This is a genomic window from Streptomyces sp. NPDC029216 (genome assembly GCF_040648015.1).
Lineage (GTDB): Bacteria > Actinomycetota > Actinomycetes > Streptomycetales > Streptomycetaceae > Streptomyces.
Window position 1 is genome coordinate 1 of record NZ_JBEZWL010000052.1, and the last position, 12,126, is coordinate 12,126.

Genomic DNA, 12,126 nt, shown 5'->3' on the forward strand with positions numbered 1-12,126 from the left:
CCGACAGTCCTCGTTTTTCCGGGGCGGGACGGGCTGTCAAGGGTGGCCGAAGGCCATCGCGAAGCGACGCGACCGAAGGGAGCGCCCTTGACAGCCCGGCCCGAACCGGAAGGACGATGGGACTGACGGGAAGCCCCCAGCCCCTCTCCGAGACCGCCCGACCTGGGCTCGGCTCCCCGACACCCGGACCCGCAGACGGGGAGGCGGGTGGGCAAACACCGCCCACCCCCGACCCCTCGCGGGGGAGATGGCGGGCCCGCACCGCGAGCAGGCAGCTGGCGTCTAGCCGCGGCCCCCCGGCGCCCCCTACCCCGGCCCCGGCCCCGTGGACCCCCGCACCACCAGCTCCGGCTGGAACACGTACTCCGTCCGCTGGACCGGCGTCCCCGCCACCGCCTCCAGCAGGGCCCCCACCGCCGCCGTGGCCATGGCGCGCACCGGCTGGCGGATCGTCGTCAGCGGGGGGTCGGTGAAGGCGATCAGCGGGGAGTCGTCGAAACCGACGACCGACACGTCCTCCGGCACCCGCAGCCCCCTCTCCCGAGCCGCGCGGATGACGCCGAGCGCCATCAGGTCGCTCGCGCACACCACCCCCGTGCAGCCCCGCTCCAGCAGTGCGCCGCCCGCCGCGTGGCCCCCCTCGACGGTGAACAGGGTGCGCTGGACCAGCCCTTCCGCGTCCGCCCCCGGCCGGGCGGCCAAGAAGCCCTGCTCCTTGCGCGCCGAGGGGACGTACCGCGTCGGCCCGATGGCCAGCCCGATCCTCCGGTGGCCCAGCTCCTCCAGGTGCCGCACCGCCATGTCGGCCGCCGCCCGGTCGTCCGGGGAGACGAACGGCGCCTGCACGTGCTCGTTGAACCCGTTGACCATCACGAACGGCAGCCCGCGCGCCGCCAGCCGCTGGTACCGAGCCGGATCCGCCGTCGCATCGGCGTGCAGCCCGGACAGGAACACGATCCCGGTGACCCCCCGCTCCTCCAGCTGCTCGACCAGTTCGTCTTCGGTCGCCCCGCCCGGCGTCTGCGTACACAGCACGGGCGTGTACCCGTGGCCGGCCAGCGCCTGCTCGATGACCTGCGCGAACGCCGGAAAAATGGGGTTGGTCAATTCCGGGATCAACAACCCCACCAGCCCATTGCTGCGCCGCTTCAGCCGCACCGGCCGCTCGTAGCCCAGCAGGTCCATGGCGGCCAGCACCCGGTGCCGGGTGCCGGCCGCCACGCCCGCCTTGCCGTTGAGCACACGGCTGACGGTCGCCTCGCTGACCTGGGCCTGCGAGGCGATGTCCGTCAGCCGCAAGGGTGAACTCACCCCTGCCACCACACAGCGGTGTCGGCCGGCAGCACGCCGGCGTCGGCGACCGGCCCGCTCGCCAGCAGGACGGCACCCGGCGCGGGTATCCGCACAGGACCGTCCGTCGTATTGGCGGCGCACACGAAGGAACCACGCCGGAACATCAGGACCCCCTCCGGCGCCTCCAGCCACTCCACCGCGTCCCCCGCCCCCAGGTCCGCGTTCTCACGCCGGATCCGCAGCGCGGCGCGGTAGAGCTCCAGCGTCGACCCCGCGTCCCCGGTCTGCGCCTCCACACTCAACGCGGCCCACTCCTCGGGCTGCGGCAGCCAGCTGCCCCCCGGCCCGAAGCCGTACGGAGCGGCGTCCCCCGACCACGGGATCGGCACCCGGCAGCCGTCCCGCAGGCCGTCCTGCCCGTTCGCCTTGAAGAACGAGGGGTCCTGGCGCACCTCGTCCGGCAGATCGGTCACCTCCGGCAGGCCCAGTTCCTCCCCCTGGTACACGTACGCCGACCCCGGCAGCGCCAGCATCAGCAACGCGGCCGCCCGCGCCCTCTCCAGGCTGCCGAACCGGGTCCGGTGCCGGACCACGTCGTGGTTGGACAGCACCCAGGTGGTCGGCGCGCCGACGGGCCGCATGGCGTCCAGCGATTCGTCAACGGCGGCCCGCAGCGCAGCCGCGTCCCACCCCGTCGTCAGGTAGTGGAAGTTGAACGCCTGGTGCAGCTCGTCCTGCCGCACGTACAGAGCAGTACGCGCCACGCTCGGCGCCCAGGCCTCGGCGACCCCGATCCGCTCGCCCGCGTACTCGTCCAGCACCTTCCGCCACGACCGGTAGATCTCGTGGACACCGTCCTGGTCGAAGAAGGGCAGCACCTGGTTGCCGAGCAGCTTGAGCTGCTCGTCGCGCCCCAGATCGGGCAGCCCGGCGGCCTTCACCAGGCCATGGGCGACGTCGATCCGGAAGCCGTCCACCCCCAGGTCGAGCCAGAACCTGAGCACGGACCGGAACTCGTCCTGCACAGCCGGGTGTTCCCAGTTGAAGTCGGGCTGCTCGGGAGCGAACAGGTGCAGGTACCACTCCCCGTCCTCGACCCGCGTCCACGCCGGCCCGCCGAAGATGGACTCCCAGTCGTTCGGCGGCTCCTCGCCCGACTCCCCCTTCCCCGGCCGGAAGTGGAAGCGTTCGCGCAGCGGGGTCCCCGGACCCTCCCGCAGCGCCTGCTTGAACCATTCGTGCTGGTCGGAGCAGTGGTTGGGGACGAGGTCCACGATGATCCGCAGGCCCAGCCCGTGCGCTTCGCGGATGACGGCGTCGGCGTCGTGCAGGGTGCCGAACATGGGGTCGATGGCCCGGTAGTCGGCGACGTCGTAGCCGGCGTCGGCCTGCGGGGAGGCGTAGAAGGGGCTCAGCCAGACGGCGTCGACGCCGAGCTCCTTGAGGTAGGGCAGTCTGCCGCGGATGCCCTCCAGGTCCCCCATGCCGTCCCCGTTGGAGTCGGCGAAGCTGCGCGGATAGACCTGGTAGATCACCGCGTCTCTCCACCAGCCGGACCGGGTCCCGGTCGGGGTGGGGAGTGCGTCGGCGAGGTGCTGGGTCATGGTGTCCTTGGAGAGATCGGGCCGGTCGTACGACGGACGCGGGGAACGCAGGGGTGGTCAGCCCTTGGTGGCGCCCGCCGTCATGCCGGCGACGAGGTGACGCTGGGCGAACAGGAAGAAGATGGCCGCGGGGATGGCGATGAGCACCGAAGCCGCGCTCATGGCACCCCAGTTGGAGGTGTACTGCGTGACGAAGGTCTGCAGTCCGCCGGCCAGGGTGAGGTTCTCCTCGCCGACCATGAAGGCGGAGGCGTAGGCGACCTCTCCCCAGGCGGTGATGAAGGCGTAGAAGCCGGTCACGGCGAGGCCGGGCTTGGCGAGCGGGAGGATCAGGCGCCAGAAGGTGCCGAAGGGGTTGAGCCCGTCGACCCGGCCGGATTCGTCGATCTCGACCGGGATGGTGTCGAAGAAGCCCTTCATCATCCACGCGCAGAACGGCACGGCGATGGTGAGGTACGTGATGATCAGGCCGAGCGGCTGGTTCAGCAGCCCGAGCTCTCCCATCAGGTTGTAGAGCGGGACGATGAGGATGGCCATGGGGAACATCTGCGTGATGAGCAGGGTCCACATGAGCGGCTTCATGCCGGGGAACTTGAACCGGCTGACGGCGTAGCCGGTCGTGGCGGCGATGAAGACACCGAGCACGGTCGTCACGCCCGCGACGAGCACCGAGTTCCAGAACCAGCTCAGGAAGTGGCTGGACTCCAGCAGGTACGAGTAGTTCGCGAGGGTCGGTTCCTTCACGAAGTCCGTGCTGATGGCGTACTTCGCGGGCTTCAGCGAGGTCAGCAGGATCCACAGCACCGGGAAGACGGCGATGACGGACGCGACGAGGAGCGTGGCGTGCAGCCCGAAGGAGGCCAGCGGCGACCGCGCACCGCGCGGGCGGACGGCCTTCTTGGCGGCGGTTTCGTTCAGGGACACGGTCACCACACCTCTCCCTGCTTGCGCAGCGAGCGCCGGTAGACCAGCGCGAAGATCATGAGCAGGGCGAGGATCAGCACGCCCCAGGTCGCGGAGCCGGCGAAGTCGCGCGGGCTGGCGACGAAGGCCTCGCGGAAGGCCTGGGTCACGAGGATCTCGGTGGAGTCGCCGGGGCCGCCCCGCGTGAGCAGGAAGATCACCGGGAACATGTTGAAGGTCCAGATGGTGGAGAGCAGGATCACCGTCATGCTGACGGCGCGCAGCCCGGGCAGCGTGATGTGCCGGAACCGCTGCCACGGTCCCGCGCCGTCCATCTCGGCGGCCTCGTACAGCTCCGCGGGGATCGACTGGAGGCCGCCGAGCAGGGCGACCATCATGAACGGCACGCCGAGCCAGACGTTGACGGCGATGACGGAGATCTTGGCCCAGGTCGGGTCGTCCAGCCACGGAACGGCCGAAATGCCGCCGCCGTCGAGGATCTTGTTGAGGATGCCGTTGTCGCGGTTGAAGAGGAACCGCCAGGCGAAGACGGAGACGAAGCCGGGCACGGCCCAGGGCAGGATGAGCGCCATCCGGTAGGCGGCGCGGCCGCGGAACTGCCGGTTCAGGACGGTGGCCAGGGTGAGGCCGAGGGCGAAGGTGATGGAGACGCAGGCGACCGTCCACATCACCGTCCACACCAGCCGCTGCCAGAAGACGGGGTCGCCGAGGACCTCGGTGTAGTTGTCGAGACCGACGAACTCGTACGTGGCCTCGATGTGGCGCACGCCGATCGTACGGGCGACGTTGCGCTCGCTGGCGTTGGTCAGCGAGAGGTAGACGCCGCGGACGAGCGGCCAGCCGACGATCACGCCGAGGACGAGGACGACCGGGGCGACCATGGCCCAGGCGTACCAGTGCGTGGCGAGGGCGCGGCCGATCCCGCCGCGCGTGCTTCCGGTGGCAGTCGTGTCAGTCGTGCGGCCGGGGCCGCGGCCGGCGAGGGTCGTCTCGCCGTCCGCGGCCTTCGCCACCGACCGGCTGGTGTCAGCAGCCATCGTGCGTGTTACTTCCAGCCCTTGAGGATCTTGCGGAACTCGACGCCGGCCGCCTTGGCGGCGTCCTCCGGGCTGGAGGCCCCGGTGACGGCCTTGGTGTATTCGACCTTCAGCGGCTCGAAGAGGGAGCCGTTCTCCGGGATCCAGGCGCGCTCGACGGCCTTGTCGACGGCCGGCTTGAAGAACTGGACCATCTCGCTGCTCTTGACGTCCGGCTGCTCGTAGGCGGCGGTGCGCGTCGGGAGCAGGCTCAGCTCCTTGGCGGACTGGACCTGGACCTCCTGGGAGGTCATGTACTCGACGAAGGCGTGCGCGGCGGCGGTGTTCTTGGAGCCGGCGTAGACGGCCAGGTCGTGGCCGCCCTGCGGGGCGCCGGCCTTGGCGGAGCCGGCCGGGACGGCGACGACGCCGAGGTTGGACTTGTCCTTGAACTGGTCGCCCGCGTAGCTGTCGGCGACGGCCCAGGGGCCGTTGATCATCATCGCGACCTCCCCGGACTTGAAGGCGGTCTGCATGTTGGTCCAGCCGTCGGTGGCGTTGGTGACCGCCGCGCCGGAGGTGACCAGGTCGCGGGCGGCCTTGAAGCCCTTGACGCCGGCCGCGTTGTCGACCGTGACGGTCTTGGTCTTGGCGTCGACGAGGTCGCCGCCCTCGCCGTAGATGAACGGCAGGAACCAGTAGGAGTCGTCGCCGCGCAGGTAGAGGCCGGTCTTGCCGCTCTTGGCCTTGATGGCGGCGGCGGCGGTCTTCAGCTCCTCCAGGGTCTTGGGGGGCTGGACGCCGGCGTCGGCGAGCATCTTCTTGTTGTAGAAGAGGCCGAGGGTGTCGATGACCTGCGGGACGGCGAAGGTCTTGCCCTCGAACTTGCCGCTGGCGGCGGCCTGCGGCAGGAACTCGGCGTCGACCTTCTTGGCCTGGTCGGCCGGGACCTCGTCGAGGTAGCCGAGGGAGGCGAAGTCGGCGACCCAGCCGACGTCGGCGCGGATCACGTCCGGCGCGTCGGCGCCGCTGCTGAAGGCGTTCTTGACCTTGTTCTGGGCGTCGCCGTACGGCACGTTGACGTACTTGACGGTCACCTTCGGGTGCTTCGCGGTGAAGGCCTCGGCGATCTTCTGGAAGCTCGCCTTCTCGGCGTCGTTCGAGGTGTCCCACCAGGTCACGGTGCCGGACAGCTCGCCGCCGGCCTTCGTCTCGCCACCGCTGTCCTTGGTGTCCCCACCGCAAGCCGTCGCCGCGAGCGCCAGGGTCGCGACCAGCGCGGTGGCCGCTATGCCACGCCGCATATGAACTCCTTCGATGATCCCGGCCGCGCCCTCGCGGTCCCGAGTTGCAGGGAACGTAACAAGACTGAAAGCTGACGGAAAGACCTTGCGGCAATTTTCTGCAAGCGGAGGGGATCGTTACATCCGTGTGTCCCTACGGTTGCCGCAGCTTGCTGTTGGTTCGAGGCCGCTTCGATCCCACAGGCCCGCAACCACAGGGCGTGTAGGCGCGTTGACTGCGATATGAACCACGAGTTGACGGCCTTCCCGCTTGCAAGAGTTTCCAGCGACCCTGCCGCGGGCGGCGGCTGGTGGCGCGATGCCGTCATCTACCAGGTGTACGTCCGCTCCTTCGCGGACAGCGACGGTGACGGCGTCGGGGACCTGCGCGGGGTGCGCGAGCGGCTCCCGCACCTGGCCCGGCTCGGGGTCGACGCGGTGTGGCTGACCCCCTTCTACGTGTCCCCGCAGGCGGACGGCGGCTACGACGTCGCCGACTACCGGGCCGTCGACCCGCTCTTCGGGGACCTCGCCGACGCCGACGACCTGGTCCGCGCCGCGCACGCGCTGGGGCTGCGGGTGATCGTGGACGTGGTGCCGAACCACACCTCCGAGCGGCACCCCTGGTTCCAGGAGGCCCTCGCCGGCGTGCCCGGCGCCCGGGAGCGGTACCTGTTCCGCCCGGGGCGCGGGGTGGACGGCTCGCTGCCCCCGAACGACTGGGAGTCCGTCTTCGGCGGTCCCGCCTGGACCCGTGTCCCGGACGGGGACTGGTACCTGCACCTGTTCGCCCCCGAGCAGCCGGACCTCGACTGGGAGCACCCGGAGGTGGCGGAGGAGTTCGCCTCGGTGCTGCGGTTCTGGCTGGACCTCGGGGTGGACGGCTTCCGGGTGGACGTGGCGCACGGCATGGTCAAGGCCCCGGGCCTGCCCGACATCGGCCGGGGCGCGCAGGCCACGCTGATCGGCACCGAGCCGCTCCCCTTCTTCGACCAGGACGGGGTGCACGCCATCCACCGCTCCTGGCGCCGCCTGCTCGACTCGTACGGGGGCCAGCGGATCGGGGTCGCCGAGGCCTGGGCGCCGACCTCGGAGCGGCTCGCGCTGTACGTGCGGGCCGACGAGCTGCACCAGGCCTTCAACTTCCGGTTCCTGAACTGCCCCTGGGACCCGGTGGCGATGCGGACGGTCATCGACGAGTCGCTGGCCGCGACCTCGGCGGTGGGGGCGCCGACGACGTGGGTGCTGTCCAATCACGACGTCGTACGTCATGTGACGCGGTACGGGGGCGGGGCGCAGGGGCTGGCCCGGGCGCGGGCGGCGGCGCTGCTGATGCTGGCGCTGCCGGGGTCCGCGTACGTCTACCAGGGCGAGGAGCTCGGCCTCCCGGAGGTCACCGACCTCCCGGCGGAGGCCCGCCGCGACCCGGCCTTCCGGCGGCGGCACCCTGCGGGCGGCCAGGCCGGGGCGGAAGGGGCGCACGTTTCCGCCGAGGCAGAGGGGCAGGACGGGCAGGAGGGGTTGCGGGACGGGTGCCGGGTGCCGATCCCCTGGTCCGGCGACGAGGCCCCGTACGGTTTCAGTGACGGCGGGAGCTGGCTGCCGCAGCCCGGCGGGTGGGGCGGACTCAGCGTCGCCGCGCAGACCGGCGACCCCCACTCCACCCTGGAGCTCTACCGCGCCGCCCTGGAGCTGCGCCGCGCCCTGCCCGGCCTGGGTGCGGTCGAGGCGGGTCAGGGCGGCCCCGACGAGGAGTGGCCCGGCCCGGGGGCGGGCCCCGCGGTCTTCGCCCGGGGCATGCGCTGGCGCCCGGCCCCCGAGGGGGTGCTCCTCTTCACCCGGCCCGGTTTCGCCTGCACCCTCAACACCCGCCCCGCCGCCGTGGAGATGCCGAGCCCGGGCCGCCCCGTCCTCTCCAGCGCCCCCGTCGAGACCGACGGCCGCACGGTCCGTCTTCCCCCTGATTCCTGCACGTGGTGGGCTTTGTGAGCCGCCTACCGGTACAGTCCAATCCCGTGACCGCACGGCTTGCCGACATCGCAGCCCAGGCGGGGGTCAGCGAAGCCACAGTCAGCCGCGTGCTCAACGGCAAGCCCGGTGTGGCCGCAGGCACCCGTGAGTCCGTGCTGGCCGCGCTCGACGTGCTCGGATACGAGCGGCCCGTACGGCTGCGGCAGCGCAGCGCGGGCCTCGTCGGCCTCATAACCCCTGAGCTGGACAACCCCATCTTCCCGGCGCTCGCGCAGGTCATCGGCCAGGCGCTGGCCCGGCAGGGATACACGCCGGTGCTGGCCACCCAGACGCCCGGCGGGTCCACCGAGGACGAGCTGACCGAGATGCTGGTGGACCGGGGGGTCTCCGGGATCATCTTCGTCTCCGGACTGCACGCCGACACCACCGCCGACATGGGCCGCTACGACCAGCTGCGCGGCCAGGGCGTCCCGTACGTCCTGATCAACGGTTTCTCCGACAAGGTGCGGGCCCCGTTCGTCTCCCCCGACGACCGGGCCGCGATGCAGCTCGCGGTGACGCACCTGACGGCGCTGGGCCACACCCGGATCGGCCTGGCGGTCGGCCCGAAGCGGTTCGTGCCCGTGCTGCGCAAGATCGAGGGCTTCCGGGCCGCCATGAAGGAGCGGCTCGGGCTCGGCGAGGCCGAGGTCGAGGAGCTGATCCAGCACTCCCTGTACACCCTGGAGGGCGGTCAGGCCGCGGCGGCGGCGCTCATCGGGCGGGGCTGCACGGCGGTCGTCTGCGCCAGCGACATGATGGCGCTCGGCGCCATCCGGGCCGCGCGCCAGCAGGGGCGGCGGGTCCCGCAGGACGTCTCCGTGGTCGGCTTCGACGACTCCCCGCTCATAGCGTTCACCGATCCGCCGCTGACCACCATCCGCCAGCCCGTGCAGGCCATGGGGCAGGCGGCGGTGCGCACGCTGCTGGAGGAGATCGGCGGTACGCCGGCCCCGCACAGCGAGTTCGTGTTCCTGCCGGAGCTGGTGGTGCGCGGGTCGACGGCGTCGGGTCCCGGGCAGCGCCGCGGGGCAGGGTAGCGGGTCGTCCGCGGGGTGTCCTCCGCAGGGCGGAGCACAGGCGCCGAAGACCGTCCGGAGGGATGATCGGAGGCGATGACGCATCTGGCAGACTCTCTCCCCATGGGTGAAGCGAGCGTGAAGACACTGGAAACCCCGGCTGCCGCCGGGGGCACCACCAGCACGGACGTCACGTCACCCACGGTGGCCGCGGGCGAGACCCGCCGGGGAGCGGAGGACACCCTCCTCACCCGGCTGCGGGTGCCGCGCAGGCCGCGGATCTGGTTCGAGGTCCTGCTGATCGCGCTCAGCTACTGGACGTACTCGCTGATCCGCAACGCGGTCCCCGAGCAGAAGGCCGCCGCGCTCGCGAACGCCGACTGGATCTGGAGCGTCGAGCGCGGCCTGGGCATCGCCGTGGAGCACAGCGTCAACCACGCCGTGAACTCGGTGACGTGGCTGGTCGTCGGGATGAACTACTACTACGCCACGCTGCACTTCATCGTGACCATCGGCGTGCTGGTGTGGATCTACCGCTTCCATCCGGGCCGTTACGCGGCCACCCGCCTGGTCCTCTTCGCCACCACGGGCGTGGCGCTGCTCGGCTACTACTTCTTCCCGCTGGCGCCGCCCCGGCTGATGAACGGGCAGCGCTTCATCGACACCGTGCTGGTGCACCACACCTGGGGCTCGATGGCCTCGGGGAACCTCAAGCACATGTCGAACCAGTACGCGGCGATGCCGTCCATGCACATAGGGTGGTCGCTCTGGTGCGGCCTGACGATCTTCGCGGTCGCCTCGGCCCCCTGGGCCCGGATCCTGGGCCTGCTGTACCCGGCGGCGACCCTGGTCGTCATCGTGTCCACGGCGAACCACTTCTGGCTGGACGCCCTCGGCGGCATGCTCTGCCTGGCCTTCGGCTACACGGTCTCCCGCACCTGGTACGGCTCCCTCCCCCACCGCCTCCCCCGCAGCCCGCTGGACACCACCCCCCACCCGGCAACGGCAGCCCTGCTGAACCGCCTCCGCCGCCCCTGACGGCCGGGGCCGGCGGGGCCTCAGTCGACGGCCCTGAAGTACACCCGGCTGCTCTTCCCGTCCACCCCGGTCACCGCGAGCTGGAGGAAGTCCAGGTCCCGCTGGACGCAGGGGGCGCACACCTGCGTCTCGCGGACACCGGGTGCGGAGACGGGCTCCGGCAGCCCGAGCCGGTCGAACAGCCGGCGCTCGCCGGCGAAGGGCGTCCCCGGCCGCACGGGGTGCTCCGGCTCCAGCCCGTCGACGAAGCCGTCGACCTCCGCGGTGGGCAGGACGAACGAGAGCAGGAGCATGTCGTCGTGACCCCGCTGCTGCGCGGCCTTGGCTTCGGTCGCCGTGGCGGGGATCTCCACCCTCAGGTGCCGGGCCACCGCGTCCACGGTGACCCCCTCCAGCCAGTAGGGCACCTGCGACCCGGCCGGACCGCCGCCGCATCCCGCGACGAGCCCGGCGGACACCGCGAGAGCACCGCACACGGTGCCGAGCCGTATGCGCCGGCCCGTCACCGGGCATCCCCGTTGCGGCCGGGGTCGGTGCGGGTGCCGTCGCGGCCCGGGTCTGCGGGGGCGGGGGCGGGAGCACCCGAGATCAGGTCGTATTCCTGCACCGAACTGCTGCCCCTCAGGTCGAATTCCCTCGCCAGGCCGACCGTGTGGAACCGAGCCATGTCGGCGTCGGTCACCGAGGTGGGACCGATGGGCGTGGACTTCCCATGGTCCCAGTTGTAGCGGTCCCACACGTTCACCTGGTACTCGATCCCGACGTGAGGCTTCCCGTCCGGACCGGGCACCGCTGTCACCACCCCGGTCGTGTTCATCATGCCTCTGCCGACGGCCAGGTACCAGTTCCGCTCGGGCCCCGTGCCGTCAACGTGTTCGTAACCCACTCCGTAGGTCTCCACCGGTATGGCGACCGGTTTGCCGCCCGACTTCTCGAAGGCTTCCAGTGCCCGGCGACGCCACTCCTCCCGCTCGTTGGCCCGCGCGGTCGCAGCGGCAGCCCTCAGGTGCGCGTCGTCGCTCAGCATGCGGTCGACATCCAGCTCCAGCGGGGTGCCGGAACCTCGCAGGTAGTGGTCCATGTGCCGGGCCGCGTCAGGCATCCCGGCGAAATCGCCCGCGGTGGCCATCCCCTTGGCCTGGAGGAAGTTCCAGTAGTCCGAGGGCCCCGGCGACTCGGAGCCGTACCGGCCCGCGCCCTTGTCCGCCGACACCCGCTTGACCTGGGGGGTCAGCAGACCGGCGGCGATCAGGTCGCCCTTGTGCTGGGTCCACATCTGTGCCCGGGACTCGGGGCCCAGGGACTGCCACAGCCGCTGGAGTTCCTTGCGCTGCTTCTCGTCGGCGTGCCCGCCCAGGGCAGCCAGTTTCAGGGCCCTCGGCAGCATGTCCTGGTCGAGTGAGGTGTACACGGCGTGCCCCGCGTTGTTCGGGTCGCCGCCGTGGCCGGCCCGGAGGGCCCTGACGGCTGCCGCGTCGACCTCCGCCGCGTGGGTCACGACCCCGGTCAGCGTGTCGGCGTACCACCGCATGAGGTCCGTCGTGCGCTGGCTGCGGGTCACCGAGCACTGGAGGGCTTCGCTGATGACCACCGAGCCGTCTTTGCCCGCCGAGACGGCGAAGCCGTTGTTCCGGGCGTCCTCGGTCAGGCCCCTGGCCTGCTGCTGGAGTCCCACGAGCTCGGCATGGGCGTCGTCGATCACGCTGAAGATGCTCTGCGCCTCCGTGTGGAGGTCCTCGAACTCCTTCACCGTCTTGTCGACGAACTGACGCGTCACGCCCGCGTTGACGCCCTCCCACCGGGCCTTGCCGGCCTGTGACTTCATGCCGTCGCGGGCGTCGCCCCCGAGGCGCTGGAGGTCGCCCGCCATCCGCTTCCAGTCGGCGACCGCCGCTCCCAGCTTGGCGAGGTCGGCCTGCATGAGCTGGTCGTAGTTCAT

Annotated in this window: 10 protein-coding genes; 3 read left to right on the forward strand and 7 right to left on the reverse strand. The window is 71.3% G+C overall.

Features of this window, described 5'->3' with window-relative positions:
• Positions 1-306 precede the first annotated feature (306 nt).
• The 5 genes from AB0F18_RS19820 to AB0F18_RS19840 are packed head-to-tail and all read right to left on the reverse strand — an operon-like array spanning position 307 to position 6,141.
• The gene (locus tag AB0F18_RS19820; protein ID WP_362062315.1) at positions 307-1,320 is read right to left on the reverse strand and encodes a LacI family DNA-binding transcriptional regulator; all 1,014 of its coding nucleotides are present in this window, start codon (positions 1,318-1,320) and stop codon (positions 307-309) included.
• Positions 1,308-2,897, reverse strand: coding sequence for a glycoside hydrolase family 13 protein (locus AB0F18_RS19825; RefSeq protein WP_362062318.1), 1,590 nt, complete (start codon positions 2,895-2,897; stop codon positions 1,308-1,310). The genes AB0F18_RS19820 and AB0F18_RS19825 overlap by 13 nt, the downstream gene beginning before the upstream one ends.
• A 57-nt stretch (positions 2,898-2,954) precedes the next feature.
• Positions 2,955-3,827: a carbohydrate ABC transporter permease gene (locus AB0F18_RS19830; protein WP_362062321.1), complete on the reverse strand. Its 873-nt coding sequence runs from the start codon at positions 3,825-3,827 to the stop codon at positions 2,955-2,957.
• The gene (locus AB0F18_RS19835) at positions 3,824-4,858 is read right to left on the reverse strand and encodes a sugar ABC transporter permease (RefSeq protein WP_362062324.1); all 1,035 of its coding nucleotides are present in this window, start codon (positions 4,856-4,858) and stop codon (positions 3,824-3,826) included. Before AB0F18_RS19835 ends, AB0F18_RS19830 begins: the two co-directional genes overlap by 4 nt.
• Positions 4,859-4,866: 8 nt before the next feature.
• Entirely contained in the window at positions 4,867-6,141 is a 1,275-nt protein-coding gene (locus tag AB0F18_RS19840) for an extracellular solute-binding protein (RefSeq protein ID WP_362062327.1), read from the reverse strand.
• Between the two features lie 222 nt (positions 6,142-6,363).
• Here AB0F18_RS19840 and AB0F18_RS19845 point away from each other — a divergent pair, with 222 nt between their 5' ends.
• The 3 genes from AB0F18_RS19845 to AB0F18_RS19855 all read left to right on the forward strand — a co-directional run bounded on the left by AB0F18_RS19845 (position 6,364) and on the right by AB0F18_RS19855 (position 10,187).
• Positions 6,364-8,109, forward strand: a complete 1,746-nt coding sequence (locus AB0F18_RS19845; protein WP_362062330.1) for a glycoside hydrolase family 13 protein — start codon at positions 6,364-6,366, stop codon at positions 8,107-8,109.
• Between the two features lie 26 nt (positions 8,110-8,135).
• Positions 8,136-9,170: a LacI family DNA-binding transcriptional regulator gene (locus tag AB0F18_RS19850; RefSeq protein ID WP_362062333.1), complete on the forward strand. Its 1,035-nt coding sequence runs from the start codon at positions 8,136-8,138 to the stop codon at positions 9,168-9,170.
• 84 nt (positions 9,171-9,254) lie between these two features.
• Positions 9,255-10,187, forward strand: a complete 933-nt coding sequence (locus AB0F18_RS19855) for a phosphatase PAP2 family protein (RefSeq protein ID WP_362062421.1) — start codon at positions 9,255-9,257, stop codon at positions 10,185-10,187.
• Between the two features lie 20 nt (positions 10,188-10,207).
• Here AB0F18_RS19855 and AB0F18_RS19860 read toward each other — a convergent pair whose 3' ends face one another.
• Complete coding sequence (locus AB0F18_RS19860) at positions 10,208-10,693, reverse strand: hypothetical protein (RefSeq protein WP_362062336.1); 486 nt, start codon at positions 10,691-10,693, stop codon at positions 10,208-10,210.
• Entirely contained in the window at positions 10,690-12,126 is a 1,437-nt protein-coding gene (locus AB0F18_RS19865) for a hypothetical protein (protein ID WP_362062339.1), read from the reverse strand. Before AB0F18_RS19865 ends, AB0F18_RS19860 begins: the two co-directional genes overlap by 4 nt.

Excerpts from the sequence above, each read along its gene's own strand:
- AB0F18_RS19825 (WP_362062318.1), bottom strand. The coding sequence starts at position 2,897 with ATGACCCAGCACCTCGCCGACGCACTCCCCACCCCGACCGGGACCCGG.
- AB0F18_RS19835 (WP_362062324.1), bottom strand. The coding sequence starts at position 4,858 with ATGGCTGCTGACACCAGCCGGTCGGTGGCGAAGGCCGCGGACGGCGAG.
- AB0F18_RS19840 (WP_362062327.1), bottom strand. The coding sequence starts at position 6,141 with ATGCGGCGTGGCATAGCGGCCACCGCGCTGGTCGCGACCCTGGCGCTC.
- AB0F18_RS19845 (WP_362062330.1), top strand. The coding sequence starts at position 6,364 with ATGAACCACGAGTTGACGGCCTTCCCGCTTGCAAGAGTTTCCAGCGAC.
- AB0F18_RS19865 (WP_362062339.1), bottom strand. The coding sequence starts at position 12,126 with ATGAACTACGACCAGCTCATGCAGGCCGACCTCGCCAAGCTGGGAGCG.